Annotated in this window: 26 protein-coding genes and 1 pseudogene; 11 read left to right on the plus strand and 16 right to left on the minus strand. The window is 68.1% G+C overall.

Annotated elements, in window-relative coordinates:
- Positions 1 to 24: 24 nt before the first annotated feature.
- Together PV772_RS12515 and PV772_RS12520 are read right to left on the minus strand one after the other, a co-directional pair.
- Entirely contained in the window at positions 25 to 759 is a 735-nt protein-coding gene (locus PV772_RS12515; protein WP_347886330.1) for a CDP-alcohol phosphatidyltransferase family protein, read from the minus strand.
- Positions 760 to 801: 42 nt separating this feature from the next.
- On the minus strand, positions 802 to 1,230 hold the full coding sequence (locus PV772_RS12520) for a hypothetical protein (RefSeq protein WP_347886331.1): 429 nt from the start codon (positions 1,228 to 1,230) through the stop codon (positions 802 to 804).
- A gap of 145 nt (positions 1,231 to 1,375) precedes the next feature.
- Between PV772_RS12520 and PV772_RS12525 the strand changes: the two genes are divergently transcribed.
- Complete coding sequence (locus tag PV772_RS12525) at positions 1,376 to 1,921, plus strand: YceI family protein (protein ID WP_347886332.1); 546 nt, start codon at positions 1,376 to 1,378, stop codon at positions 1,919 to 1,921.
- Positions 1,922 to 2,063: 142 nt separating this feature from the next.
- Here the strand turns inward: PV772_RS12525 and PV772_RS12530 are convergent, their stop codons facing one another.
- Positions 2,064 to 2,810 carry an ABC transporter permease gene (locus tag PV772_RS12530; RefSeq protein ID WP_347886333.1) on the minus strand — a complete coding sequence of 249 codons (747 nt, stop codon included), beginning with the start codon at positions 2,808 to 2,810 and terminating at the stop codon, positions 2,064 to 2,066.
- Positions 2,811 to 2,987: 177 nt separating this feature from the next.
- Here PV772_RS12530 and PV772_RS12535 point away from each other — a divergent pair, with 177 nt between their 5' ends.
- Positions 2,988 to 5,564 (plus strand): DUF4118 domain-containing protein, encoded by a 2,577-nt coding sequence (locus PV772_RS12535; protein WP_347886334.1) that lies wholly within the window; start codon positions 2,988 to 2,990, stop codon positions 5,562 to 5,564.
- Positions 5,561 to 6,244, plus strand: a complete 684-nt coding sequence (locus tag PV772_RS12540) for a response regulator (protein WP_347886335.1) — start codon at positions 5,561 to 5,563, stop codon at positions 6,242 to 6,244. Before PV772_RS12535 ends, PV772_RS12540 begins: the two co-directional genes overlap by 4 nt.
- Positions 6,245 to 6,269: 25 nt before the next feature.
- On the opposite strand, the gene PV772_RS12545 is transcribed toward PV772_RS12540, so the two are convergent.
- Positions 6,270 to 6,947 (minus strand): NAD(P)-binding domain-containing protein, encoded by a 678-nt coding sequence (locus PV772_RS12545; protein WP_347886336.1) that lies wholly within the window; start codon positions 6,945 to 6,947, stop codon positions 6,270 to 6,272.
- 135 nt (positions 6,948 to 7,082) lie between these two features.
- On the opposite strand from PV772_RS12545, the gene PV772_RS12550 reads away from it, so the two are divergent.
- A complete protein-coding gene (locus tag PV772_RS12550; protein ID WP_347886337.1) occupies positions 7,083 to 7,661 on the plus strand; it encodes a TetR/AcrR family transcriptional regulator in 579 nt (192 codons plus the stop codon).
- A 145-nt stretch (positions 7,662 to 7,806) separates the two neighbouring features.
- Positions 7,807 to 9,783: an amino acid transporter gene (locus PV772_RS12555; RefSeq protein ID WP_347886338.1), complete on the plus strand. Its 1,977-nt coding sequence runs from the start codon at positions 7,807 to 7,809 to the stop codon at positions 9,781 to 9,783.
- Here the strand turns inward: PV772_RS12555 and PV772_RS12560 are convergent.
- On the minus strand, positions 9,752 to 10,162 hold the full coding sequence (locus tag PV772_RS12560; RefSeq protein ID WP_141182318.1) for a hypothetical protein: 411 nt from the start codon (positions 10,160 to 10,162) through the stop codon (positions 9,752 to 9,754). The two genes, PV772_RS12555 and PV772_RS12560, sit on opposite strands and share 32 nt — an antisense overlap.
- A 167-nt stretch (positions 10,163 to 10,329) precedes the next feature.
- Between PV772_RS12560 and PV772_RS12565 the strand changes: the two genes are divergently transcribed.
- Positions 10,330 to 10,848, plus strand: a complete 519-nt coding sequence (locus PV772_RS12565) for an N-acetyltransferase family protein (protein ID WP_347886339.1) — start codon at positions 10,330 to 10,332, stop codon at positions 10,846 to 10,848.
- A gap of 121 nt (positions 10,849 to 10,969) precedes the next feature.
- On the plus strand, positions 10,970 to 11,905 hold the full coding sequence (locus tag PV772_RS12570) for an SGNH/GDSL hydrolase family protein (protein ID WP_347886340.1): 936 nt from the start codon (positions 10,970 to 10,972) through the stop codon (positions 11,903 to 11,905).
- Between the two features lie 62 nt (positions 11,906 to 11,967).
- Here PV772_RS12570 and map read toward each other — a convergent pair whose 3' ends face one another.
- Positions 11,968 to 12,741 carry a type I methionyl aminopeptidase gene (gene map / locus PV772_RS12575; RefSeq protein WP_347886341.1) on the minus strand — a complete coding sequence of 258 codons (774 nt, stop codon included), beginning with the start codon at positions 12,739 to 12,741 and terminating at the stop codon, positions 11,968 to 11,970.
- Between the two features lie 375 nt (positions 12,742 to 13,116).
- Here map and PV772_RS12580 point away from each other — a divergent pair, with 375 nt between their 5' ends.
- Entirely contained in the window at positions 13,117 to 14,019 is a 903-nt protein-coding gene (locus PV772_RS12580; RefSeq protein WP_347886342.1) for a response regulator transcription factor, read from the plus strand.
- Positions 14,020 to 14,074: 55 nt separating this feature from the next.
- Here PV772_RS12580 and PV772_RS12585 read toward each other — a convergent pair whose 3' ends face one another.
- The 3 genes from PV772_RS12585 to arsB are packed head-to-tail and all read right to left on the minus strand — an operon-like array spanning position 14,075 to position 17,035.
- Entirely contained in the window at positions 14,075 to 15,463 is a 1,389-nt protein-coding gene (locus tag PV772_RS12585) for an FAD-dependent oxidoreductase (protein ID WP_347886343.1), read from the minus strand.
- A 28-nt stretch (positions 15,464 to 15,491) separates the two neighbouring features.
- Entirely contained in the window at positions 15,492 to 15,911 is a 420-nt protein-coding gene (locus PV772_RS12590; protein ID WP_347886344.1) for an arsenate reductase ArsC, read from the minus strand.
- Positions 15,912 to 15,937: 26 nt separating this feature from the next.
- On the minus strand, positions 15,938 to 17,035 hold the full coding sequence (arsB, locus tag PV772_RS12595; protein ID WP_347886345.1) for an ACR3 family arsenite efflux transporter: 1,098 nt from the start codon (positions 17,033 to 17,035) through the stop codon (positions 15,938 to 15,940).
- Between the two features lie 119 nt (positions 17,036 to 17,154).
- Between arsB and PV772_RS12600 the strand changes: the two genes are divergently transcribed.
- Positions 17,155 to 17,505, plus strand: coding sequence for a metalloregulator ArsR/SmtB family transcription factor (locus tag PV772_RS12600; RefSeq protein ID WP_141182311.1), 351 nt, complete (start codon positions 17,155 to 17,157; stop codon positions 17,503 to 17,505).
- A gap of 16 nt (positions 17,506 to 17,521) precedes the next feature.
- Here PV772_RS12600 and arsA read toward each other — a convergent pair whose 3' ends face one another.
- Entirely contained in the window at positions 17,522 to 19,057 is a 1,536-nt protein-coding gene (gene arsA, locus PV772_RS12605) for an arsenical pump-driving ATPase (protein WP_347886390.1), read from the minus strand.
- Between the two features lie 14 nt (positions 19,058 to 19,071).
- Positions 19,072 to 19,167: pseudogene (locus tag PV772_RS12610) on the minus strand (hypothetical protein); the annotation flags it as partial.
- Positions 19,168 to 19,243: 76 nt separating this feature from the next.
- Here PV772_RS12610 and PV772_RS12615 point away from each other — a divergent pair.
- Entirely contained in the window at positions 19,244 to 19,777 is a 534-nt protein-coding gene (locus PV772_RS12615; RefSeq protein ID WP_347886346.1) for a DinB family protein, read from the plus strand.
- A gap of 160 nt (positions 19,778 to 19,937) precedes the next feature.
- On the opposite strand, the gene PV772_RS12620 is transcribed toward PV772_RS12615, so the two are convergent.
- The 4 genes from PV772_RS12620 to PV772_RS12635 all read right to left on the minus strand — a co-directional run bounded on the left by PV772_RS12620 (position 19,938) and on the right by PV772_RS12635 (position 23,256).
- Positions 19,938 to 20,375 carry a hypothetical protein gene (locus PV772_RS12620; RefSeq protein WP_347886347.1) on the minus strand — a complete coding sequence of 146 codons (438 nt, stop codon included), beginning with the start codon at positions 20,373 to 20,375 and terminating at the stop codon, positions 19,938 to 19,940.
- Between the two features lie 87 nt (positions 20,376 to 20,462).
- Positions 20,463 to 21,293 carry an oxidoreductase gene (locus PV772_RS12625; RefSeq protein ID WP_347886348.1) on the minus strand — a complete coding sequence of 277 codons (831 nt, stop codon included), beginning with the start codon at positions 21,291 to 21,293 and terminating at the stop codon, positions 20,463 to 20,465.
- A gap of 39 nt (positions 21,294 to 21,332) precedes the next feature.
- Entirely contained in the window at positions 21,333 to 22,361 is a 1,029-nt protein-coding gene (locus tag PV772_RS12630; protein WP_347886349.1) for an aldo/keto reductase, read from the minus strand.
- A 13-nt stretch (positions 22,362 to 22,374) separates the two neighbouring features.
- Complete coding sequence (locus PV772_RS12635; protein ID WP_307359366.1) at positions 22,375 to 23,256, minus strand: aldo/keto reductase; 882 nt, start codon at positions 23,254 to 23,256, stop codon at positions 22,375 to 22,377.
- A gap of 86 nt (positions 23,257 to 23,342) precedes the next feature.
- On the opposite strand from PV772_RS12635, the gene PV772_RS12640 reads away from it, so the two are divergent.
- Positions 23,343 to 24,245, plus strand: coding sequence for a helix-turn-helix transcriptional regulator (locus tag PV772_RS12640; protein ID WP_347886350.1), 903 nt, complete (start codon positions 23,343 to 23,345; stop codon positions 24,243 to 24,245).
- A 148-nt stretch (positions 24,246 to 24,393) separates the two neighbouring features.
- Here PV772_RS12640 and PV772_RS12645 read toward each other — a convergent pair whose 3' ends face one another.
- Positions 24,394 to 24,774, minus strand: coding sequence for an STAS/SEC14 domain-containing protein (locus PV772_RS12645; RefSeq protein WP_347886351.1), 381 nt, complete (start codon positions 24,772 to 24,774; stop codon positions 24,394 to 24,396).
- Positions 24,775 to 24,938 lie beyond the last annotated feature (164 nt).

Genomic DNA, 24,938 nt, shown 5'->3' on the forward strand with positions numbered 1-24,938 from the left:
CCGGCTGCACCGGCCCCACGCCGGCTAGGAAATTCCGGCGGGAACCTCCCGCAGCCCGGCACGGTGCAGGCGCTCCAGCTGGACCACGTCGCGGGTAAAGGACACGGCGAGCAAACCGAGGGCCAGCGCGGGAACCAGGCCCGCGGCCAGGGCAGGGACGCCCGGGAGCAGCGCAATGAGCAGCGCAAACGGCTGGAACGCCCCGATGGCCTTGCGGGACGCGCTGGCCGGCAGCACCGCGCGAAGCTGCGGCCGGAGCAAGCCCGCGGCCACGAAGGCGTAATACATGGCCCCGATGGCCAGCGTCCACGGGCCGGCCACGGAAGCGGCTCCGACGGACAGCACCAGCACCAGGGCGGCGTCGGTGGCGGAATCGAACCGCGCTCCGGCGGCCGAGGAGGTTCCGGTGCGCCGCGCCACCATGCCGTCCAGCCCGTCCAGGAGGAACGCCGCGGCACCCAGGAGGGGCAGGAGCAGGTCGGTGCGGCGGCCCGTGAACAACTGCGGAACCGCCAGCACCGCGCACAGGGCCACCAGGATGGCGCGCAGCAGGGTCACCCGGTCCGCCGGCGTCGAGAAGCGTGGAATCCGCCGCAGCACCGAGCCGACGGCGGCCCCCGTCACCACTGCTCCAGCGCACAGGCCGGCCAGTTGGAGGAGCAGTCCGGACGGGGACAGGGAAGTCAGCACAAGAGCCGAGAACACGTACCCCGAAACGGCCCCGAAGGCGTCCGGCACCGCCCGCTCAGCCCCGCTCATCGCCCACCTCCCCTCGCATGCTAACAACGGCCGGGGTGGTGGTCACCGCCGGAAGCGGCGGGACCGGACTCCTGCGCCGGCGTCGGACGTTTTCCTGTGGCGGCCGCGGACCAGGCCGGCAAGCGCCAGGAGGGCCCCGGCTCCCTCGGCAACGGCGCTGAGGGATTTGGAGAAGAACCAGACGGGGTCGTACATGGCCGGGATCGGTCCGATGGCAGGGATGTCAACGTACCGGTACAGCACGACGGCGGCGAACGCGCTGAGGGCCACCACCAGGGCCACGGCATAGGCAGCCCTGCTGCCGCGGACCAGGACGTAAACGCCGGCCACCAGCGCGGCCGCCGCTTCGAGCAGGAACAAGGTGCCCTGGCTGACGGTGCCCGGCTGCGTGTTCTGGTAGCCCGGGGCCAGGAACAGGTGCACGCCGGCATCGATGAACAGCGCCAGGGCGGTCAGTAATCGTAGAGCCACGCTTATGTATACGCCCGAAGTTCCCTTCCGGTTCATTCGGCCCTGTTCTCCTTGTGGGATTTAGGGGGAATATTAGGGGCATCCGCAGTCTTGCGCCCTTTAGCGGGCAGCCGAGCCTGCGGCCCTACGAGCAAGGAGAATGACAATGACCCTTCCCAAGGACATCACGCCGGGAACCTGGACCCTGGACATGTCGCACAGCGAGATCGGCTTCAGCGTCCGCCATGCCGGGATCAGCAAGGTCCGCGGCCGCTTTACTGAAGCCCAGGCCGAGGCGCGAGTGGGCGAGTCGCTGGCTGACTCGTCGGTGCACGCCACGGTCTCCACCGCAAGCTTCGACTCCGGTGACGCCAACCGCGACGCACACGTGCGCGGCGCGGACTTCTTCGACGTCGAGAAGTATCCCGAGATGACATTCCGCGGCACCGCCATCGAAGGGGACGGGGAGGATTACACCCTGACCGGGGACCTGACCATCAAGGGCGTCACCAAGCCTGTGGAGCTGGAGGTCGAATTCACCGGTGTGGCCGTTGACCCGTTCGGGGCCACCCGGGCCGGCTTCTCCGCCGAGACCGAGATCAGCCGCAAGGAATTCGGGCTCACCTGGAACGCAGCCCTTGAAGCCGGCGGCGTGCTGGTCAGCGACAAGGTGAAGATCAACCTGGAAGCGGCCCTGGTCAAGCAGGCCTAATCCCGCAGGTTCCCGCCGCGCCCGTTACTTTTCGACGCGCGAAAATGCCGGCGCTACCGGAATGTCCGTAGCGCCGGCGTTTTGGCGCCGCGGGAATGGATTTGCGCAGCGGAAATGGAGATGCGCCGCGCCACGCGGTGGCCTACAGCGGGTCGGGCCGGACCTTGACGTTGCCCAGTGAACGGATCAGGGCCACGGCGGTAATGGACCCGGCTGCCATGATCGAGGCGAGCACCACCACCTGGAACCGGCCTGCCTCGAACGGGGAGGCGCCGCCGAAGATCGCCCCGACGAAGGCTCCCGGGAGGGTCACCAGGCCGGTGGTCTTGGTCTGGTCCGTGGAGGGAATCAGCGCCGAGTGCACCGCCCGCCGGGCCTGGACCAGGGTTGCCTGCCGCGGCGTGGCACCCAGCGCGAGCCACCCCTCCACCTGGTCCCACTGCTCCACCACCGCTTCGAAGAAGCGCCTGCCGGCCAGGGTGGCGATGGTCATGGAGTTGCCAATCACGATCCCGCCCACCGCCAGCGCGTACCGGGGCGAGAATTCAATGGCGCCGGTTCCGAACACGACGGCGACCGTCACCAGGATCCCGGCGGCCATGGTTCCGGCCACCAGGCCAAAGCGCCGCCAGGACCAGGTGAGGCGCCGCGCCGCGGTCACGGCCGCCACGCTGAACATCACCAGCAGGGCCGCCCCCACCCACAGCGGGTTGCTGATCACGCCGCCCAGCACCAGGCTGATCACGGCCAGCTGCGCCGCGCCGCGCAGGATGGCCAGGGCAGGGGAGAGGTACGACGGCGTCCGCGAGCCCCACAGGATGCCCACCGTGAGTGCCGCCAGGATGGCAATGGCCGCCAGGGTGGGCAGGAGGGCGGCAAGCACGGACATCCTGCCAGCTTACTGAGCGCCCGCCGTCGTCCCTTCCCAGACGCCCCATCACTTTTGGCACGTTTTCCTGCGACGCCCCATCACTTTTGGCACGTTTTCCTGCGACGCCCCATCACTACCACCGCTCCCGCAGGCCGAAAGTTGGCCCAGGCGACCGGACAGGATAAGACTGTGGGTATGTCACGCGGAACCCTTCGGATCTTTCTGGGCGCGGCGCCCGGCGCGGGCACCACATACGCCGCGCTGCGGGAAGCGCACCGGCTGCTGGCCGGGGGCAGGGACGTCGTGGTCGGCATCGCAGCGGACCACGGCCGGGAGGAGACGCGGCAGCTCGCAGAAGGGCTCGACGCCGTTGCGCCGCGCCTTTCGGACGGTACGACGGGAGCAGGGGAGCCCGGCCTGGACGTGGACGCCGTGCTGGAACGGACGCCGGATGTGGCCGTCGTGGACGAGTACGCACACGTCAACGCCCCAGGCAGCAGGAACCAGCAGAGATGGCAGGATATCGAGGAGCTGCTTGCGGCGGGCATCGACGTGCTGTCCACCCTTTGCGTGCAGCAGCTGGGGTCCCTCAGAGACGTGGTTGCCGCGATCATCGACGATCCGCCGGACGCAACGGTGCCGGATGAGATTGTGCGGCGGGCGGACCACATTGAGCTTGTGGACATCCCACCTGCGCTCCTGCGCCAGAGGGTGGCGGACGGCAGGATCTTCCCGGCGGACAGGATCGATGCCGCCCTGGCCAACGAGTACCGGCCCGGCACCCTGCTGGCCCTGCGCGGAATGGCCCTGATCTGGCTCGCGGACCGGGTGGAGGAAGGCCTGGCGGCGTACCGGGAAAGCCAGGGCATCACCGCCGCGTGGCCCACCCGCGAACGGGTGGTGGTAGGGCTTGCCGGCTCCCCCGGGGACGAGGTGCTCATCCGGCGGGCAGCCCGGATCCTGTCCCGCGTCAACGGCAGCGAACTCCTGGCCGTCCACGTGCGCGGCACCACCGCACGGCGGGAGGCGTCGGAACAAACCGTGGAGGCGCAGCGGCAGCTCATCACGGACCTCGGCGGCACCTTCCACACGGTGTCCGGGGATGACCCGGCGCAGTCACTGCTGGAATTCGCCCGGAGCGCCAACGCAACCCAGATTGTCCTCGGGGCAGCACCGGGAAGCCCTTGGAGCCGCGTCCTGGGCAGGGGCGTGGCGTCAAGGGTGGTGCGGGAATCAGGCGACATCGACGTGCATCTGGTCTCCCATCCGCCCGCGGCCCGGGGACTCCCGCGGCATACCCCCGCAGCCCTCAGCCGCACGCGCACCACGGTTGGCTATATCCTCGCGGTGCTCCTCCCCGTGCTGGCCTCCACCCTCCTGTCCTTCAGCCGCGACCTGAACCTCGCCACCCACGCCCTGGTGCACCTGACCGGCGTGATGGCGGTGGCGTTCATCGGCGGGCTGTGGCCGGCCGTGCTCGCAGCCGTCCTGGCATCGCTGCTGCTGAACTACTTCGAAACGGACCCGGTGGGCACGTTCACCATCAGCGACCCGCAGAACGTCTTTGCCCTGCTGGTCTTCCTCGGGGCCGCCGTGGCGGTGTCCCTGGTGGTGGGCCTGTCCGAACGCCGGGCGCGGGAAGCCGTCCGCGCCCGCGCTGAGGCCACCACCCTCGCCGACCTCGCCAGGGACGCACTCCTCGCGGACGATACCGTTGCCGGTTTCCTGGACAAGGCCCGCGAAACCTTCCAGGTCCGGGCCGCCGGCCTCTTCACCCGTACCGGGGACAGGCAGGACACGTGGGAACTGCAGGCCTTTTCCGGGGACGCGCCGCCACCGTCCCCGGAGGCGGCAACCGCGCTCACTGACAACGTGGAACTGGCCGATCCCCGGACCGCCCTCGTCCTGTCCGGCCGCACCCTGACGGCAGGGGACCGGCTCCTGCTGGCCGCCCACGGAGCCCACCTCCTGCAGCTCCGGCAACACCACGCCCTGCAGCGCACCCTGAAAAGCACCACGAAACTGGCGGAGGGCAACAGCGTCCGCACCGCAATCCTGAGCGCGGTCAGCCACGACCTCCGCACCCCACTGGCCGGGATCAAGCTGGCGGTCACCGCGCTCCGCCGCCAGAACAGCAGGCTCCCGGCGGAGGTGCAGGAGGAGATGCTGGCCACCATTGATTCCTACACCGAGCGCCTGGACGCCCTCATCTCCAACCTCCTGGACATGTCCCGCATCTCCAGCGGATCGGCCGCACCGCACACCGCCCCGGTCACGTGGCGCGATGCCATCGAGGACGCCCTGCGCGGCATCCCCACGGAGCGCATCCGGATCGACCTCGCACCCAACATGCCGGCCGTGGACGCAGACCTGGGCATGCTGGAGCGGGTCATCGCCAACATCGTGGAAAACGCGCTCAAGTACGCGCCCGGCTCAGACGTGGTGATCGTGGGCGTGTCGGGAGCGGCCAACGCAGCGGACGACGGCGGCACGCCTTTTGGCGAGCTGCGTATCGTCGATCACGGGCAGGGTGTGCCCGCTGCCGCGGTAGTGGAGATGTTCCGGCCGTTCCAGCGGCTTGACGATGCGCCGGAAGGTCTGGGCATCGGGCTGGGCCTGGCCGTGGCGAAGGGCTTTACCGAGGCGATGGGCGGCCAGCTGGTGCCCGAGCCGACTCCGGGCGGAGGGCTGACCATGGTGGTCCGGCTGCCGCTGTCCACCGGGCCCTACAGCCCCAACATCCGCCGGGAAGCAGGCACCGCAACCGTATGAGGACAGTCCTGATCGTTGACGATGAACCGCAGCTGCTGCGTGCCCTGCAGGTGAACCTGCAGGCGGAGGGGTACCGGGTGCTTACGGCCCTGGACGGGGCGGCCGCGCTCAGGCACGCGGAAGGCGGGCACCCGGATGCCATGGTGCTGGACCTGGGCCTGCCGGACATCAACGGCGTGGACGTGATCACCCGCGTCCGCCGCACCAGCAGCATGCCCATCATCGTGCTCTCCGCCCGGCACGGGTCCGTGGACAAGGTCAGGGCCCTGGACGCCGGCGCCGACGACTACGTGACCAAGCCGTTCGGGCTGGACGAGCTCCTGGCAAGGCTGCGCGTCGCCGGCCGCCGGAGCAGCGCGCCCGAGGTTGCCGAGGACCCGCCCGCCGTCGACGTGGGGGACTTCGAGGTGGACCTGGCCAACCGGAAGGTGACCCGGGAAGGGGAACCGGTCCGGCTCACCCCGCGCGAGTGGGCCATCCTGGAACTGCTGGTGCGGAACCCGGGCCGGCTGATCACCCAGCAGCAGATGCTGGCCAGGATCTGGGGCCCGGGCTACGACAACGAAACCCACTACCTGCGCGTTTACATGGGCCAGCTGCGCCGCAAGCTGGAAAAGGACCCGGCCCGGCCCCGGCACCTGCTCACCGAGGCCGGGATGGGCTACCGCTTCGAGCCATAACCCGTACCAGGGCCGGCAGGCGGGCTTACCGGACGATCTTGAAGTTGAACGCCGGGGTGCCCAGCGCGCCCCAGAGGCGCAGCCAAACGGGCAGGAGCATTTCGGTGCCGCGGGCGGTGGAGATGTCGCCGAGGTCGATGACATCGTCATGGCCGAAGTCCTTCAGGAGGCCCGTGACGGTGTTCTTGGCGTCCGCGTCGTTGCCGGAGACGAAGACCGTGCCGGGGTCGGCCAGGAGCGTGGGGCGCGCCATGAGGTCGGCGTTGAGCGTATTGAGGGACTTCACCACACGCGAGGCAGGGAAGGTGCGCTGGATCTGTTCGCCGAGGGAGTCGGTGTCCTTGACGAACAGGGTGGGCAGCATGCCCTTGCTGAAATCGAGCGGGTTGGCGATGTCCAGGATTACCTTGCCGTCCAGGTTCCCGGCGCCGGCCGCAGCCAGGACGTCCAGGGACGCGTTGCCGTTGGTTGCGTTGACGATCAGTTCGGCGCCGGCCGCAGCGTCGGCGAAACCGGCGACGGCGATGCCCGGGTTTTCGGCGGCCCAGCCGGCGAACGGGGGAGTTCCCATGGCGTCCGGGGCCGTGCGCGCGAGGGTGGCTTCCGGATCGCGGGTGCCGATGGCGACGTTGTGGCCCAGCTCTGCCAGGCGGGCTGCGATGGTCCGGCCGACGATGCCGGTGCCGAGGACGGCGATGTTCATGAGTGCTCCTTGGTGTGTCCGTGGGGACGGGGCTGATTGTGACGGATCGTTCTCATTTAGTTTGTGACGGAACGTTCCGTCTGTCAAACTTAAGGCCAAGCAGAGTGCAGAAGCTTTCGAGGGAGTGTGGTCCGAATGGTGCGAAGGACGGCGGAGGAGAACCGGCGCAATGTCCTGGATGTGGCCACCCGGCTGTTCTACCAGCAGGGAATCCGGGCCGTGGGCATGGATACGGTGGTCAAGGAATGCGGGGTTGGAAACGCCACCGTCTACCGGCAGTTCCCCACCAAGGACGCCCTCGCCACCGCGTATGTCCAGGGGCGTGCCGACGCCTGGTTTGAGCGGATGCGGCAGTCCGCTGATGAGCAACACGACCCCCGGGAGAAGCTCCTTGCCGTGTTTGGGGTGCTGGCTGCCGACTGCGCCGGCCCAACATACCGCGGCTGCCCCATGCTGAACACGAGCACCGAGTTTCCGCTCGGCCAGCACCCGGCCCACATCGCAGCTGTGGGCCACAAGCAGCAGGTGCGCGACTGGTTCAGCTCGCTGGCGGCCGACGCCGGAGCGGAGTCGCCGGACCAGCTCGCCGAAGAGCTCCTCATCGTCCTCAACGGCGCCTACGCCACGGCGGCAGTGCTCGACGGCGGGACGTACGGCAGGCGCGCCCTGGCCCTTGCGCAGTTGCTCGTCGGGCAGGCCTGCCCGCGCCCCTAAACGGTGGGCACCAAAGCCGCGTGCCGCCGTCGTAAATTCCCGCGTAAAGGATTCGTCAATAAAGGTCCTTTTCGCCGATCCGCCGTTTTGCCCGGTGCTAGCTTCGCAGTGGTCGCGGTGCAAAGGGCAGCGCGGAAAGGCAGAGATGACCACGTTGAGCAGGCCCCCGGCGGATCCTTCCGCGCCCCATGCCCACGGCAGGAAGGCGCTGAAGGACTGGCTGCTGTTCGGGCTGCAGGACAGCAAGGGTACCCACCAGGGCCCCGGCGGCGTGCCCACGCAGCACGAGAAAAAGCATGCATGGTGGCAGGTCATGTGCCTGACCGGTGTGGACTACTTCTCCACCCTGGGCTACCAGCCGGCCATCGCCGCACTGGCCGCCGGTGTCATCTCGCCCCTGGCCACCCTGGTGCTTGTGGCCGTGACCCTGCTCGGCGCCCTGCCGGTGTACCGGCGGGTGGCCGGTGAAAGCCCCCGCGGCGAAGGTTCCATCGCCATGCTGGAACGGCTGCTGCCGCGGTGGGGCGGCAAGCTCCTGGTCCTGGTGCTGCTGGGCTTCGCGGCCACCGACTTCATGATCACCATGACGCTCTCGGCCGCGGACGCCACCGCGCACCTGATCCACAACCCCGTGGCCCCCGGCTGGCTGCAGGGGCAGAACATTCCTATCACCCTGGTCCTGCTCGCCCTGCTGGCTGCCGTGTTCCTGCGGGGCTTCAAGGAAGCGATCGGCGTCGCCGTGGTCCTGGTGGTCCTGTACCTGGGCCTGAACGCCATCGTGGTGGTGGTGACCCTGGGCCAGGTCATCTCGCATCCGGTGGCCATGGGCGACTGGTGGACCAATTTGTGGGTATCGCACGGCAACCCGCTGATGGCGGTGGCCATCGCCCTGCTGGTGTTCCCCAAACTGGCGCTGGGCCTGTCCGGTTTCGAGACCGGCGTCGCCGTCATGCCCCAGGTGAAAGGTGCGGACAACGACACCGAGGACAATCCTGCCGGCCGCATCCGCGGGGCCCGGCGCATGCTCACCACCGCGGCCGTGATCATGAGCGCCTTCCTGCTGACATCGAGCTTCATCACCGTGGTGCTCATCCCGGAGCAGGAGTTCCAGCCGGACGGCCAGGCCAACGGCCGTGCCCTGGCCTACCTGGCTCATGAATACCTGGGTGTGGGCTTCGGCAGCGTGTACGACATCAGCACCATCGCCATCCTCTGGTTCGCCGGGGCGTCCGCCATGGCCGGGCTGCTGAACCTGGTGCCCCGCTACCTGCCGCGCTACGGCATGGCCCCGGGCTGGGCCAAGGCCGTGCGGCCGCTGGTGCTGGTGTTCACCCTGATCGGCTTCCTGATCACGTTCATCTTCAATGCCGACGTCGATGCGCAGGGCGGTGCGTACGCCACCGGCGTCCTGGTGCTGATGACCTCCGCCGCGGTGGCTGTGACCCTCTCGGCCCGCCGGAAAGGGCAGCGGAACCTCACCGCGGGCTTCGGCGCGATTTCGGTGGTGTTCGCCTACACCACGGTGGCCAACATCTTTGAACGGCCCGAGGGCATCCGGATCGCCGCCATCTTCATCCTCGGCATCATCGTCATCTCGCTGCTGTCCCGGGTCCGCCGCTCCTTCGAGCTGCATGCCACCCGGGTGCACCTGGACCAGCAGGCCCTGGAGTTCATGTCCAGCACCCTGGACGGGCCCATCGCGATCATCGCGCACGAACCGCTGCGGCTGTCCCCGGAGGCCTACCGGGACAAGCTGGAGTCAGCCATCGAGGTCAGCCACCTCCCGCTGGCGGGGGACGCCCTGTTCCTCGAGGTCATCGTGGACGACTCCTCGGACTTCGAAACCGAACTGCATGTCCGCGGCATCAACCGGCACGGGTACCACATCCTGGAGGTCCACGGCCCGGTGGTTCCCAACACCATCGCCTCCGTGCTGCTCCACATCCGCGACGTCACCGGCCTGATGCCGCACATCTACTTCCGCTGGACGGAGGGGAACCCCATCACCAACCTGGTCCGGTTCCTGTTCCTGGGCGAGGGCGAGATCGCCCCGGTCACCAGGGAGGTTCTCCGCGAGGCCGTCCCGGACGTCACCCAGCGGCCGTGGGTCCACGTCGGCTGATGTGCGGCTGGCTGATGTGCGCCACCGAGGCGGCAACCCGGGCTGCGTCCGCCAGGCTGGAAGGGCGGTGTGCGCGGAAGGCGGCCTCGGCGTCGTCCTCCCAGACGCCTGACGCCAGCACCACAACGTGCACCATGTCGCCGTAGGAGTCGTTGCAGGCCAGGACGTCGCCGGGCACCCGGTGCGCCTCCGGGCCGGCTGACGGCCAGGGCTGGAAGACCACCCACCAGCCCTCGCCGTCCTGGTCGGGGAACAGGTAGCCGCTGGCAGGCTGCAGGGCGCGGCCGTTCAGCCCCCGGCCGCCGTAGCCCTCCACGGCCTCGGCTGCCGCGGCGAACTTCACCCTGCCGCGGTCCTCGGGCGACTCATCCCACCGCATCCTGCGCCCCCTGGCTTCCTCACAATTTCCTGCCTTAATGAAAGGTCTTGAGGGGCCCGTCCGGGGCGCGGGCGGCCGTTTTTTGACGCATTATTTACGGGCCGCTGCGCCCCCCCGGCCCCACGCCGCGGGATGAGGGGGAGCGGGCCGGCACCATAATGGGACCCATGGAGAGCCCCGTAACCATCCGCCCCATGTGCCCCGAGGACTGGGACGCCGTACACGCCATCTACGCCGCCGGCATTGCCACAGGGGAGGCGACTTTCGAGAGTGAACCGCCCACCTGGGAAGCGTTCGACGCCGTGCGGCTGCCCGAGCACAGGCTGGTCGCCGAGGATGCGGGGCGGGTTTCGGGCTGGGCCGCGGTGTCCCGCGTTTCGTCCCGGGAGGTGTACCGGGGCCTGGTGGAGCACTCCATCTACGTGGCGCCGCAGGCACAGGGCCGGGGCGTGGGCAGGCTGCTCCTGGGCGCCCTGGTGGAGTCGACGGAGGCCGCGGGCATCTGGACCATCCAGTCCAGCATTTTCCCGGAGAACACGGCCAGCCTGGCGCTGCACCGGAAGCTGGGCTTCCGGGTGGTGGGGACCAGGGAGCGGATTGCGCGGATCAGTACCGGCCCCAAAGCGGGGCACTGGCAGGACACGCTGCTGCTGGAACGCCGCAGCGCCGTGGCCGGGACCGGGTAGCTGCCTTATCCAGTGTGGCTCTTTCAACTTCTTGTCCGGGGCCATAGGACCCTGTCCTGATCGTGCGCCCGCGCCTAGGGTCATGGGGACACGCGTCCTCGAGTACAGTTTGGAGCCCATAATGCAGTTCCCCGCAGTTTGGCGTCGCAGTGCGGCCACGTTCGCCGCCGCCACAGCCCTCATCCTCTCCGGCGCATCAGCTCCTGCCTTCGCCGCGCAGCAGCCCGTCAAATATGTCAACCTTGGGGACTCCTACTCGGCCGGGTGGGGCTCGTTGGCGCCAACCGCCGTCGGGAACCCGGTATACCTCAGCCCCGAATACGGCGGCCCGACCTGCCTGCACGGCGGTCCTGACGACGTGACGCTCTTCGACCAGCTGCATTCGGTGGCCCCCACCGGCGACTATGCGTGTGCGGGCGCACTTGTGGGAGATCCAAACTCCACCGCCGGAGTTCCAGCCGGGGGTATTCCCACCATCGTCCAGCAGGCGGCTGAGGCGTCCCGTGATGGTGCGCTCAACAGCACCACAGGACTGGTGACCCTCACCGCCGGCGGCAACGACGTCAACTTCGGCCAGATCATCGGAGCGTGTGCTGCAGACCCGTCACCGACGGCCGTCGGCTGCCGGGAGGCCGTAGCCTATGGAGTCCAGCTTGCTAACGGCGTCGACGTGGCTGGAACGGTCGCAAAAATTCGCGGGTACGCAGCAAATGCCAAAATCGCCTGGCTCGGGTACCCCCAGCTCTTTGCGACGGCCGGGGAATCCACCACAGTCATAGCAGGCGGCGGTGTCATGTCCGCAGCGGCCGCAGCGGTGTTCGACAAGGGCACGGACCAGCTCAACGCCGTCCTCGCGGGTAAGACACGGAGCGCCGGCGCGCAGTTCGTGGACGTCACCCCCAAATTCAACGGCCACGAAATCGGTTCCGCCGACTCCTGGTTCAACCTCGGCCAGTACACGCAGTTCAACTTCCACCCCACCGCCGACGGATATACACAGGGCTACTACCCGGCCATGGTCAGCGCGATCAAACCTGCACAGCTCGTGAAGGGCTGAGCCGTACCCTGGGCAGGGACATGCTGGAACGCCGCAGCGCCGTGGCCGGTACCGAGTAACTCTTACCGCGAGGGGAGGGTCAGGATCTCGGCGCCGTCCTCGGTGATGGCGATGGTGTGCTCGGTGTGGGCCGTCCGGCAGCCGGTGGCGCTCCTCAGGGTCCAGCCGTCGTCGTCCGTCACCAGCTCCGCTGTGTCCGCCATGATCCACGGTTCCAGCGCCAGCAGCAGCCCGGGCCTCAGTTTGAAGCCGCGGCCGGGCCGGCCCATGTTGGGGACATGCGGGTCCTGGTGCATGGTGGAGCCGATGCCGTGGCCGCCGAACTGGGTGTTGATGGGGTAGCCGGCGTCGGTAAGGACCCGGCCGATGGCATAGGCGACGTCGCCGATCTTGGCGGCCGGCCCGGCGGCGGCGATCCCCGCGGCCAGGGCCCGTTCCGTGGCTTCGATCATGGCAACGCTCTCCGCCGGACGTGACTCACCGACGATGAAGCTGATGGCAGCGTCGGAGGCAATCCCGTCCTTGACGACGGCGAGGTCCAGGGTGAGCAGGTCCCCGTCGGCCAGGTCATAGTTGTGGGGGAGTCCGTGCAGCACGGCATCGTTGACGCCGGTGCAGATGTAGTGGCCGAACGGGCCGCGGCCGAACGACGGCGCGTAGTCCACGTAGCAGGATTCGGCCCCGGCCTCGGTGATCATCTCCTTGGTCCACTGGTCGATGTCCAGAAGGTTGGTGCCCACGGTGGCGCGGCTCTTCATGGCCTGCAGGATGTCCGCCACCAGGGCGCCGGTGACGCGTGCGCGGGCCACTTCGGCAGGGTTCAGGATCTCGATCATGGGGCGCCCTTCGTGTCCGGTAAAGCCTACGGGCCATCCTATTTCCCGTATCCCGGCCGATTGCAAGGAACGGTGCCGACCTGCGGGATTATTGCGGGATTGGAATGGGGCCCCCGTGCCCGGCACCCTGCATTGCAGCCCGGGCGGGGTGTTGGGACCCTGCTGATGGGGCTAGCCTGTAAGTGGGTTGACATGTTCGTTCGCTTTCGCAGGTACCCGTTTCAGGTAACTGTTCTCCTTTTCGCGGTGGGCCAGAGTGGCAAAGCAGGAGACTAACAAGTGCCTTTGGGGTTTCAAGGGCGAGTGAACGGAACGAGTATGGCCACTGGCTATCAACCTGGTTTGGCGTCGTCTTCCTCGGGGAGCGTATACGTCGTGACTGGGGAAGAGCTGGTTGGGCAGGGTCTGCGGGGGCTGTTGTCGGCCAATGGGTTCAACGTTGCCGGTGAATCGGGGTCTGTCCGCCAGGCGGCGCGGCGGATCCCTGCGATACGTCCGGATCTGGCCATCATCGACGATGACCTTCCAGATGGCTCCGGTGCGGGGCTTTGCCGGACTATCGCAGCCGCTGATCCCACCATCCGGTGCGTGCTGATGACGGGTGAAACTGACGAAGCGGTTCTTATTGGCGCGATTCTGGCCGGTGCCTGGGGGTGTTTGTCCCAGCAGGACGACAATGAGGAGCAGCTGAGGCTGATCCGGCGGGCCATGCACGGGTACACAGCCTTCAGCCGCCGTTTCCAGACCGGCATCCTGGCTCCGATCCAGGCCGACGGGATGAATGGGCCCGACGGCCGGCTGGGGATGCTTTCCAAACAGGAAATGAAGGTGGCTGTGGGGGTTGCCCGCGGGCTGGCCAACGCACAGATCGGCCAGGAATTGTCTCTGGCCGAAAAGACCGTGAAAAACATGGTCTCATCGGTGCTGATGAAATTCGACATGTCGCGCAGGACCGAGGTGGCGGTATTCGTCTCCGGGGAACTTGAGGAGACAGGAGACCTCGCCCGGGAGTACCGGCGCAGTCGTGACCCGGACCTGATCGCGGAAGTCACCGCGGCGCTGGTTATCTGCACCAGCGAGGCGGGCAGGATACCGCCGTCCAACAAGGTGCTGCTCCTGGACGCCATGCGGCTTGCTGATGCTTTGGCGGTTGCCCGTCCCCGCCCGGCAAAACGCCTGCAGGAACGACCAATGAAACTCAAAGGCCCCGATGACCGGATTCCGGGACCTTCAAATACCCGCGCCCCAGACAGGGCGCCCGGGCCCACCCGGCACTAACGGTCTGGGGCGTTGTCCCCCTTAGCGCTGATCTGGGGGGCGTTAAGGAGGGTGGTCAGTTGTCACCGGAGCGGCCGTGGGCCAGGCCCGTGGGGAATCCGATGAGCAGCGGCTCGGGGGTGCCGCAGCATCCTCCGGACGTTTCTGCCACGAATCCGGCAGAAGCGGCAGCGGGGACGTCGCAGCTGGTGCCGATGTCCGAGGAACAGACCCCGGTCTCCGGCAGCTCGAGTTGCACGGTGTCGGCTGCTTCCCGGTCCCCGGCCAGGGCAGCCGCGACGGACCGGACCTGTTCGTAGCCGGTGGCCAGCAGGAAGGTGGGCGCGCGCCCGTATGACTTCATCCCAACGATGTAGAAGTCCTGTTCAGGGTGGGACAACATTGCTGCACCGTGTGGTTCCACCGTTCCGCAGGAGTGGAATTCCGGGTCGATCAGGGGTCCGAGTCTGCGCGGGGCCTCCACGCCCGGGTCCAGTTCCAGCCGCAGCTCCTGGAGGATCTTCAGGTCGGGCCGGAACCCCGTGGCCGGAACCACCACATCGGCCTGGAGGGTCCGGCCGTCCGTGGCGGTCAAGGTGACCGGGCCGGCGTCGGCTGCCTCGATGGAGGCGATACCGAAGCCGGTGTGCAGTTCCACCCCGCCGGATTCGACGAGGGTACGCAGCCGGCTGCCCAGCCGGCCGCGGGCGGCGAGCCCGTCGGCGTCGCCGCCGCCGTAGACCTTGGCTGCCGACGTGCCGCGGATGGCCCAGATGATCCTGGTGCCGGGTTCCTGGGTGGCAAGGTCTGCGAGGTTGATCAGGGTGTTGGCGGCAGAGTGGCCGGAACCGATCACGACGGCGGTGCGTCCGGCAAAGCCTGCGCGCCCTCGGCCCAGCACGTCCGGCAGGGGGGAAGAGATGTGGGCAGCGGCGGCGGCTTCACCGACGGCGGGCAGTCCCGAGGTTCCGAGCGGGTTGGGGGTGGACCAGGTGCCGGAGGCGTCGATGACCGCGGCGGCCTGGTAGTCGCGGACGTCGCCGTCGGCGTGTTCCACCCGGACCACGAAGGGGGTGCTGTTCCTGTTGCGGCTGTGTGTTTTGTCCATGCCCTGGCGGGTCACCGCGATGACGCGGGCGCCGGTATGGAGGCGGGACGCGATGGCCGGCAGCGCGGCGAGCGGGGTGAGGTACCGGTCGATGAGGTCCCCGCCGGTGGGCAATGCCGCGGGCTCGGGTGCCGTCCAGCCTGTTTCGGAAAGCAGGCGCACGGCTGCGGCGTCGGTGTTGTACTGCCACGGGGAGAAGAGCCGGATGTGCCGCCACTGCCCGATCGCCGCGGCCGGGGCCGGGCCGGCTTCGAGGATGAGGGGTTCCAGGCCGCGTTCCAGCAGGTGCGCCGCGGCGGCGAGGCCGATGGGGCCCGCGCCGATGACCACAACGGGGAGGGTGTTGGTACCAGCCATGAGGGTCCTGCTTTCTACGGTCCGGGGGTTACTGGGCGGGGGTGAGGGAGGCGATGAGGCCTTCGATGCGGCCCTTGATCTCATCGCGGATGGGGCGGACGGCGTCGATGCCCTGGCCGTCGGGGTCTTCGAGTTCCCAGTCCTCGTAGCGCTTCCCCGGGAAGATCGGGCAGGTGTCGCCGCAGCCCATGGTGATGACGACGTCGGATTCCTTGACTGCCTCGGTGGTGAGGACCTTGGGGATCTCGGCGGACATGTCGATGCCGAGTTCGGCCATGGCCTCGACGGCGGCGGGGTTGACCTTGTCGGCGGGCTGGGAACCGGCGGAGCGGACCTCGATGGCGCCCTTGGAGAGGGTGGTCAGGAAGGCGGCGGCCATCTGGGACCGCCCGGCGTTGTGGACGCAGACGAACAGGACGGAGGGCTTCTTGGCGGTTTCGGTGGTCACGGGGTTTCTCCTGGGGGTTCTCGGTGTCAGGCGGAAGGCTGGCTGGCGGTGAAATAGCGGGTGCGGGCCCAGAGGGCCGCGTACACCAGGGCAACGAGGGCGGGGACTTCGATCAGGGGCCCGACGACGCCGGCCAGGGCCTGCCCGGAGGTGACGCCGAAGGTGCCAATCGCCACAGCGATGGCGAGTTCGAAGTTGTTCCCTGCGGCGGTGAAGGCCATGGTGGCGGTCCTGGCGTAGCCGAGGCCCAGCCACTTGCCAACGGCCATGCCGGCGCCGAAAACGGCCACGAAGTAGACCAGCAGCGGCAGCGCGATCCGGACGACGTCGAGCGGGCGGGAGGTGATGGTCCCGCCCTGCAGTGCGAAGAGCAGCGTAATGGTGAAGAGCAGCCCGTACAGCGCCCACGGTCCGAGCTTCGGCAGGAAGGTTCCTTCGTACCAGTCGCGGCCTTTGGCCTTTTCGCCGATCGTGCGGGTGAGGAAGCCTGCGAGCAGCGGGATGCCCAGGAAGACCAGCACGGAAGCGGTGATGGCCCAGAAGGAGAAGTCCGCGCTGGTGGTGGGCAGGCCCAGCCAGGACGGCAGGAGCTGGAGGTAGAACCACCCCAGGGCGCCGAACGCGATGACCTGGAAGACCGAGTTGATGGCCACCAGCACGGCCGCGGCCTCCCGGTCGCCGCAGGCGAGGTCGTTCCAGATCATCACCATGGCGATGCAGCGGGCCAGGCCCACGATGATCAGGCCGGTGCGGTACTCAGGCAGGTCAGGGATGAAGATCCAGGCCAGGGCGAACATGAACGCCGGGGCCAGTACCCAGTTCAGCACCAGCGAAGTGATCATGAGTTTGCGGTCACCGATTACCCCGTGTGCCTGGTCGTAGCGGACCTTCGCAAGCACGGGGTACATCATCACCAGCAGCCCGACGGCGATCGGCAGGGACACCTGGCCGATCTTAACGGCCTCGAGAACCGTGTTCAGGCCCGGGACGAAGGTTCCCAGCAGCAGCCCCAGTGCCATGGCCGCAATGATCCAGACAGGCAGGAACCGGTCCAGGGTGGAGAGTTTGCCCGCGATGGGAGCCGCCGTGTCAAGGCGGGATGTATGGTCAGTCTGGATGCTCACGGAACTCCTGTGGCGCTGGTGTACTGCCTGGGCGGGACTGCTGGAACAACATTGATGTTCGTCGATATGAAGTATCGGCAACCATATCGATGATTGTCAATCTTGTGCATAATGGACGCATGACTTCCCTGCAACTGGCTGAGCCCGCCATCGCCGAGGACTGCTGCGCGCCATCAGGCCGGCCAGCCCTCGAGGTGGAGGAGGCCCAGCGCACGGCCCTTGTGTTCAAGGCGCTGGCCGATCCGAACAGGCTCAGGCTGCTCTCGATTGTCAAGGGCGCCGGAGACGGCGAAGCGTGTGTCTGCGACCTGACCGAACCGCTGGACCTGAGCCAGCCCACAGTGTCCCACCATCTGAAGATCCTGGTGGACGCCGGGTTGCTGCACCGCGAAAAGCGCGGCACCTGGGCGTACTACTCGCTGGTTCCCGGTGCGATCGAGCAGGCGGCCGGCCTCCTGGCCACCCTGTAGAACCGCCCGGCGCCCGTTATGCGGGTTGGGAGCTGTAGGCGGTGAGGGCTGCCAGTTTTTCTTCCCCAACGGGCTCCTCGGGCAGCAGGGGAATGAGGGCCACCCGGTCGGCCAGCGCGTACACCTTTGAAATCTCTTCAAGCTCGCTGGCCGCGCGCGCCTGCAGGAACGGTGACATTGGGTGTGCAGCGGCGATCGAGTTGTTGATGACCCAGGCCCACGGATGGATCCCGGCCCGTTCCAGGTCGTCCTGCAGCTCCTTGGCCTCGAGCACCGGGGTGGTTTCGGCCAGCGTCACCAGGACCACCTTGGTCTGCGCCGGGTCCTGCAGCCGCATAAGGGGTGTCACAAACCCCATGGTGGCTCCCACTTGGCGGGCGATCTCCCGGTGGTACGAGCCCGTGGCGTCCAGGAGCAGCAGCGTGTGGCCGGTAGGGGCGGTGTCGATCACCACGAAGTGCCGGCGGGACTCCTGGACCACCTTGGAGAACTGCCGGAACACCGCAACCTCGTCCGTGCACGGGGACATCAGGTCCTCTGCCAGGGCGGCGCGTCCTTCATCGTCCAGGTTCCGGCCTTTGGTCTCCATGACGTGGGCCCGGTACTCGCGGATTGCGGTTTCGGGATCGATGCGCGAGACGGTCAGGCCCGGGATGGAACCGTGGAGCGTTTCGGCCAGGTGTGCAGCCGGATCGGTGGTGGTGAGGTGGACGGCATGCCCGCGCCTGGCCAGGGCTGCGGCGATGGCCGCGGCAACCGTGGTCTTGCCCACTCCGCCCTTGCCCATGCACATGACCAGGCCGCCGCCGTCGCGCTCCACTTCGTCCACCAGCACGGCAAGCGGGGCATCGCCTGCACCAGGAACGGGCGCTGTGGTTGCCGGCAGTTCGGTGATCGAAGCTGCGGTGAACAAGGATTCAAGCGCGGGAATCCCCACCATGTTCCCCGGCTTCAGCTCCAGGATGTCGCGGGGAAGGCGGGCCACTGTGCCGGGGACCGCGCGGAGGGCAGCGGCTTCCCGGGCGCGCAGCGCCTTGGCCAGCTCTTCATCCCCAGCGGCGTCCGGCAGCACGCCGTTGATCACCACGTAGCCATTGCCGATGCCTATCTGGTTGAGCTCCAGGTAGGTCCGTTCTATCTCGCCCAGCGACGACGCCTGCGCGCGGCTGACCAGCACCAGCCGCGTACGGGCCGGGTCCGTGAGGGCCCGGACTGCTGCGGCGTAGGCCTGTTTGTGCTTCTCGAGGCCCGAGAGGGGGCCCAGGCAGGAGGGATCACCCGTCCCGGCAGCCAGGAAGTCGGTCCATGACCCCGGAAGCTGCAGCAGCCGGATGGTGTGGCCCGTCGGCGCGGTATCGAAAACAATGTGGTGGTACTCGCCGTAGCTGCCGTCGTCGGCAAGCAGGCTTGTGAACTCGTCGAAGGAGGCGATCTCGGTGGTGCACGAACCGGAGAGGCTCTCCGCGATCCCCGCCAGCTCCGCGTCCGGAAGGACCCCGCGGGCCGGGCCAATGATCCGCTCCCGGTAGGCCTCGGCAGCGCGGCAGCGCAGGCCACGGACGTCTTGCCCACGCCGCCCTTGCCCGTGAAGAACAGGAACCGGGGCGCGTCCTGGAGGAACTTCATGGTGTTTCTCCTTCGGTTCCCGACGGGTCGCGGCATGCCGGCCCTGCGATGCTATTGATATCCATCAATGCCTGAAAGAATACCGGCTGACACCCAAGGAAGGCAGGGTCCGATGGCGGTGCCTGACAGCGATCCGGTCAAGGCAGACCTGCTTTGGATCGCGGCCGACTTCCGGCGCATCGTTGTGGGCGCCCCGGCGGATGAGCTGGACCTGCCCTCCAACGGAACGCGGTGGACCAACCGGCAGTTGCTCTTCCACATGGTCCTCGGCCAGAACATTGCGCTCGCCGGGATTCCGCTCCTGGGACTGTTCTCGCGCCTGCCGCCTCCGGCATCCCGGAACTGGAGCCGCCTCCTGGACTCCTGCGCCCGCCCCTATGACTGGGTGAACTGGGCCGGATCCGCCGCCGGAGGCCAGGTCCTGAAGCCGGCCGGCATGCTGGGGATGATGGACCGGACCACGCGGATCCTTGTGAACTGGTACGGCCATGCCGGCACCAGGGCACTGGACCGCGGCATGACCATGCCCGTGCGGTGGGATCCGTACTTCCTGCCCTGGATGAGCCGCCGGGACATCCTGGAGTGGGCGCCCAAGCACTACCGCCACCACCGGGCCCAGTTGAGCCTGACCACGCTTCCGGCCTGAGCGGAAGGGTTCGGTGCACTTCGGCCCAGTTACTCCGGCCGCATCCCGCGTGGGAGCGGGGACACGCCGCTGAGCACGGCGTGTTCACCCAGTGCGGCAGGAGTAACCGGGCGGGAATGCTCGACGGCGGCCCCGTGGACGGCCCGGGGCCGCGGCCGGGCTAGGGAACTGACGGGTCCCCGCCGTCCAGGCCGATGGAACGCCCGTGGGCAAAATGGGCGTTTGCGATCTCGTTGACCTCGCGGACGCTCTTCCCCGGGTTTGCCAGCCGGAGCCACTCGTAGTCCCACTCCTGCATGTCCCGCACACGGCTGATCCGCTTGTGGGCCCGCATTTGGGCGGTGAGTTCCTCGCCGCTGGGCACCCGGGGCGGGGGCGGCGGCCTGAGGGGTTGCGGCGGGGGCTGCGGCATACGGACCGGACGTGCCGGGGCGTTGGCGGAGCGGACAAGTGCCACCGTCAGCGCAACCACCCCCGCCGCAATCAGCAGCACCCACCAGTACTGGATGATGAGCGCCACGATGATGAGGACGAAGAAGGGCGCGCACCCGGTGGAGCCGCCGCCTCCGCTGCGTGACCGACGTCGTTTGGCTGCCATGCTGGTTCCTCTTGCGAAGTGATTGTTAGGCATCCACTTTCGCACCGGGCGGGCGCCGTGTCATGAGTACCCGGTACTCGAATTGGGCTAGTCCGTGATGTCGGTGCTGGTGCTCAGCTCCTGCCACTGGTCCAGCTCGGCGCGCTGGGCATCGGCCACCATGCCGAACGCGCCGAAGGCGTCCGTGCCCAGGACCAGCAGGCCCGGCGGGTTGGGGGAATCGACGACGGCGAGGATCGCCTTGGCTGCCTTGTCCGGGTCCCCGGGCTGGTTGCCGTGGGCCGTGTCGACTTCCTTGCGGCGCTTGCCCGCCGTGTCCGCGTAGTCCCCGATCGCCGTCGCGGACTGGGTGAGCGAGCGGCCCGCGAAGTCGGTGCGGAAGCCCCCGGGCTCGATGGCCGTGACGTTGATGCCCAGCGGCTTCAGTTCGTTGCGCAGCGATCCGGACATGCCCTCCAGCGCCGCCTTGGTGGCCGAGTAGTAGCCGGAACCGGGAGGGGTGATGCGGGCGCCGATGGAGGAGATGTTCAGGATGGTCCCGGACTTGTTGGCGCGCATGCCCGGCACCACGGCCTTGATCATGTCCACGGCGCCGAAGAAGTTGGTGTCGAACAGGCGGCGGATGTCGGCGTCGTCCGCTTCCTCCACGGCGGCGCGGTAGCCGTAGCCGGCGTTGTTCACCAGCACGTCGATGCTGCCGAACTTTTCCTCGGCTGCCTTGACCGCGGCGGCGATCTGCGCCTTGTCCGTGACGTCGAGGGCCAGGGGAAGTGCGCTGTCCGGGAAGCCGGCGGTGATGTCCTGCACCGGGTCAACGTTCCGGGCGGTGACCGCAGCGTTGTGCCCGGACGCGAGCACGGCTTCAGCGAGTGCCCGGCCAAGTCCGGTGGAGCAGCCTGTGATGAGCCACGTTGCCATGGGTTTTCCTTTCGTAGGGGTGTAAGGCGGGGCGGGCACCTAAGCCCGCTGCCGCCGTCGTGCGTGGGCGCTCAGTTCGTGCGCGCCGTAGCTGTTGTCGTCGGGGTTGACGGTGACGCCCGGGGCCACCAGCTGGTCGATGCGGTCCAGCACCTCCGGGGCCAGGACGGTGTCCTCGGCCGGGAGGTAGGACTCCAGCTGCTCCATGGTGCGCGGGCCTACGATGGCGGAGGTGACGCCGGGGTGGTTGATCACGAACGCGATGGCCAGCTCGATGAGGGTCACCCCGGCCCATTCGGCCACCTGCGCAAGCTCCTCCACGATGTCCAGCTTGCGCTGGTTGGCGGGCTGGCTCATGTCGAACCGGGCGCTGGGCCGGGCGCTCGAGGTGGGCCGGGATGCGGAGTCCTTCCGCCACCGTCCGGAGAGCCAGCCGCCCGCCAGCGGACTGTACGTGAGGGTGCCCATCCCGTGGCGCTGCACCGTGGGGAGCACGTCCTCCTCGATGCCGCGGGTCAGGATGGAGTAGGGCGGCTGCTCGGTGACGAACCGCTCCAAATTGCGCTCGCGGGACGCCCATTGGGCTTCGACGATCTGGGAGCCGGAGTAGGAGGAGGAGCCGATGTAGCGCACCTTGCCTTGGCGGACCAGGTCGGTGAGTGCGCCGAGGGTTTCCTCCACGTCGGTGTCCGGGCTGGGCCGGTGCACCTGGTAGAGGTCGATGTGGTCGGTGTTCAGCCGGCGCAGCGAGTCCTCCACCTCCCGCATGATCCACCGGCGTGACCCGCCGCGCTGGTTGGGGTCCTTTTCGTTCATGGGCATGAAGAACTTGGTGGCCAGGAAGACGTCGTCGCGTCTTCCGGCAAGTGCCGCACCGACGATTTCCTCGGAGGCGCCGCCGGAGTACACGTCCGCGGTGTCGATGAAGTTGATGCCGGCGTCCAGGGCGCGGTGGATGATGCGGGTGGCGTCGGCGCGGTCGTCATTGCCCCACGGGCCGAACATCATGGCGCCGAGGCAGAGGGGGCTGACGTGCACGCCGGTGCGGCCAAGGGGGCGGTATTCCATAGCTTTTTCTCCTTTAGGCTTCGGGGATGACCATAGCGAACCGCTCCGGCCGGGCCACATCAGGGTCCGGGCCGCTGCGGATACCGGTATCCAGGGCGTCGATGGCGGCGAGTTCAGCTGCGGACAGCTCGAAACCGAACACGTCGAAGTTCTCCGCGATGCGCACCGGGTTGGTGGACTTGGGAATGGCGGAGCGGCCCTGCTGCAGGTGCCACCGGAGCATTACCTGCGCGGGGGTCTTGCCGTGGGCGTCCGCGACGGCGGCAATCGCCGGGTCCCGCATGACGTTTTTCCGGTTCTCGCCCCAGCCGGGGTAGAACGTGATCCCGCCGATGGGTGACCATGCCTGGGTGAGGATGCCGTGTTCGGCGTCGGCCGCCTGGACGTTCCGCTGGGCGAAGTAGGGGTGCAGTTCGATCTGGTTGACGGCGGGGACAACGTCCGTTTCCGCCAGCAGTTGGGTGAGGTGGTGCGGCATGAAGTTGCTGACGCCGATGGCCCGCACCCGCCCGTCCTTGAGCAGGGTTTCCAGGGCCTTGTATGCGGCGATGGTCTTGTCGAACCGGTCCGGCGCGGGCTGGTGCAGGATGAGCAGGTCCAGCTGCTCCACGCCCAGCTTGCCCACCGCCTTGTCCCAGGCGTGCAGCGCCTCGTCGTAGCCGTAGTCGCTGACCCAGACTTTCGTCTCGATGAAGACCTCTTCGCGCGGCAGCCCGGAGCGGCGGATGCCTTCGCCCACCTCGCGCTCGTTGCCGTAGGCGGCGGCGGTGTCGATGTGCCGGTAGCCTACCTCGAGCGCGGTCTGGACGGCCGCCGTCGTCTCTTCCGGGGGACTTTGGAAGACGCCCAGGCCGAGCGCGGGCAGTGTGATTCCGTTGTTGAGCGTGAGTTCCATGCCTCCACGCTATTTCGGTACGCGGGATTGTGGGAGGGCTTGCCAGTCCCTCCTTCGCTGTCCACCCGGGGCGTAGCGTGGGTGCCATGACGAACAGCGACGACGTGCGGAAGTTCCTGGCCTCCCGCCGCGCCAGGCTCACACCCGATGAAGCCGGGCTGCCCGCGTACGGCGGCAACCGGCGCGTGAAGGGCCTGCGCCGGGAGGAGGTGGCCATGCTCGCCGGGATGAGCATTGATTACTACATCCGGCTGGAGCGGGGAAACCTGTCCGGAGCTTCGGACAGTGTGCTGGAGGCTTTGGCACGGGCCCTGCAGTTGGACGACGCCGAGACGGCCCACCTTTTCGACCTGGCGCGCGCGTCCACGGCTGCCCCGAGGGTGCGGCGCAAGCGCAGCCCGCAGACGGTGCGGCCCAGCGTGCAGCGGGTGATCGATGCGATTACCTCGGCGCCGGCCTGGGTCCGCAACGACCGCGGCGACGTGCTGGCTTCCAACGAGCTGGGCCGGGCCCTGTACCTGGAGATGATGCTCGACGGCGGCACCCCGCCCAACAGCGCGAGGTTCACCTTCCTGAGCCCGAAGGCGAGGGAGTTCTTCGCCGACTGGGAGCGCGCCGCGGACGACATCGTGGCCGTGCTGCGGTCCACTGCGGGCAAGAACCCGTACGACAAGGACCTCTCGGACCTGATCGGCGAACTCTCCACCCGCAGCGAGGAGTTCCGCGTCCGCTGGGCCCGGCACGACGTGAAGTACCACCGCACCGGCCGCAAGCGGCTCCATCATTCCATCGTGGGGGACCTGGACCTGACCTATGAGGCGATGGAGCTTCCTGCGGATCCCGGGCTGCGCATCAACATCTATACGGCCGAGCCGGGCTCGCCGTCAGAGGACGCACTGAAGGTCCTCGCCAGTTGGGTGGCCACGCAGCGGGCTTTGGGGGCAGCGCCCGAGCTGCCGGCGTCTGACGTGGCGGCGCAGGAGACCTGAACCGCTTCCGCGCTGCGCCCATTCGTTTTCGACGCGCGTATTCCCTGCCGCTGCGCAGATTCCGGCCGCGCTAGGGAATTTGCGCGTCGGAGGTGGTTTTGCGCGTCGTAATGGAACCACAGAAGCAGAAATTCCCCGAGGCCTCCGCTCACACCAGCGGCGCATCCTCGTTCAGCCACGCGATTGCCTCGTCCATGGAGGTGAAGTATCGGGTGGGATGGGCCGGCTTGTGCCGTCCCATATAGAAGTCGGCCAGTGTTTGGTCTACGGGGGATGTGCCTACCACCGCCGCGCACTTCACCGGCCAGGTGCCGGCGAAGGCCGTCAGGGCGCCCTGGTCAATCCATTCCAAGCCTGTCATTTCGACCAGCATCGGAAGGGCGCGGCCCCCGCTGAGGGCCCGGGCCCGGTGCATCAGCGCCCTGGCATCCCGCTCCGTGACCACGTCCCCGGGCGACCACTTCAGGTGGAGCAAGCCGCCGGAGAGCTCGATGGTTCCGGTGACGTCCTCATCCTCTGCGGCATTCATGCCTTCTACTGTGATGGCTTTTCAGTAGGAGCGCCACCGGTGAGGCGCCCAAGCGTATGACGGCGGTCTGCATGCAACGAGGGGTGAAGTCGGCTCGGTCGGATCACCGCCTGCGGGGGCCGACGCATGGCGGGCCAGAGGGTGGCTTCACCGAACGGGTTGCC

The sequence above is a fragment of the Pseudarthrobacter sp. CC12 genome (assembly GCF_039907755.1).
Taxonomy (GTDB): Bacteria; Actinomycetota; Actinomycetes; order Actinomycetales; family Micrococcaceae; genus Arthrobacter; species Arthrobacter niigatensis.

Bases quoted from the DNA above. Each gene is read 5' to 3' on its own strand.
- PV772_RS12525 (WP_347886332.1), top strand. From the start codon at position 1,376: ATGACCCTTCCCAAGGACATCACGCCGGGAACCTGGACCCTGGACATG.
- PV772_RS12615 (WP_347886346.1), top strand. From the start codon at position 19,244: ATGGCGGTGCCTGACAGCGATCCGGTCAAGGCAGACCTGCTTTGGATC.
- PV772_RS12550 (WP_347886337.1), top strand. From the start codon at position 7,083: ATGGTGCGAAGGACGGCGGAGGAGAACCGGCGCAATGTCCTGGATGTG.
- PV772_RS12560 (WP_141182318.1), bottom strand. From the start codon at position 10,162: ATGCGGTGGGATGAGTCGCCCGAGGACCGCGGCAGGGTGAAGTTCGCC.
- PV772_RS12515 (WP_347886330.1), bottom strand. From the start codon at position 759: ATGAGCGGGGCTGAGCGGGCGGTGCCGGACGCCTTCGGGGCCGTTTCG.
- PV772_RS12565 (WP_347886339.1), top strand. From the start codon at position 10,330: ATGGAGAGCCCCGTAACCATCCGCCCCATGTGCCCCGAGGACTGGGAC.
- PV772_RS12540 (WP_347886335.1), top strand. From the start codon at position 5,561: ATGAGGACAGTCCTGATCGTTGACGATGAACCGCAGCTGCTGCGTGCC.
- PV772_RS12535 (WP_347886334.1), top strand. From the start codon at position 2,988: ATGTCACGCGGAACCCTTCGGATCTTTCTGGGCGCGGCGCCCGGCGCG.
- PV772_RS12530 (WP_347886333.1), bottom strand. From the start codon at position 2,810: ATGTCCGTGCTTGCCGCCCTCCTGCCCACCCTGGCGGCCATTGCCATC.
- PV772_RS12635 (WP_307359366.1), bottom strand. From the start codon at position 23,256: ATGGAACTCACGCTCAACAACGGAATCACACTGCCCGCGCTCGGCCTG.
- PV772_RS12545 (WP_347886336.1), bottom strand. From the start codon at position 6,947: ATGAACATCGCCGTCCTCGGCACCGGCATCGTCGGCCGGACCATCGCA.
- PV772_RS12555 (WP_347886338.1), top strand. From the start codon at position 7,807: ATGACCACGTTGAGCAGGCCCCCGGCGGATCCTTCCGCGCCCCATGCC.
- PV772_RS12625 (WP_347886348.1), bottom strand. From the start codon at position 21,293: ATGGCAACGTGGCTCATCACAGGCTGCTCCACCGGACTTGGCCGGGCA.
- PV772_RS12645 (WP_347886351.1), bottom strand. From the start codon at position 24,774: ATGAATGCCGCAGAGGATGAGGACGTCACCGGAACCATCGAGCTCTCC.
- PV772_RS12630 (WP_347886349.1), bottom strand. From the start codon at position 22,361: ATGGAATACCGCCCCCTTGGCCGCACCGGCGTGCACGTCAGCCCCCTC.
- PV772_RS12640 (WP_347886350.1), top strand. From the start codon at position 23,343: ATGACGAACAGCGACGACGTGCGGAAGTTCCTGGCCTCCCGCCGCGCC.
- map (WP_347886341.1), bottom strand. From the start codon at position 12,741: ATGATCGAGATCCTGAACCCTGCCGAAGTGGCCCGCGCACGCGTCACC.
- PV772_RS12585 (WP_347886343.1), bottom strand. From the start codon at position 15,463: ATGGCTGGTACCAACACCCTCCCCGTTGTGGTCATCGGCGCGGGCCCC.
- PV772_RS12620 (WP_347886347.1), bottom strand. From the start codon at position 20,375: ATGGCAGCCAAACGACGTCGGTCACGCAGCGGAGGCGGCGGCTCCACC.
- PV772_RS12570 (WP_347886340.1), top strand. From the start codon at position 10,970: ATGCAGTTCCCCGCAGTTTGGCGTCGCAGTGCGGCCACGTTCGCCGCC.
- PV772_RS12600 (WP_141182311.1), top strand. From the start codon at position 17,155: ATGACTTCCCTGCAACTGGCTGAGCCCGCCATCGCCGAGGACTGCTGC.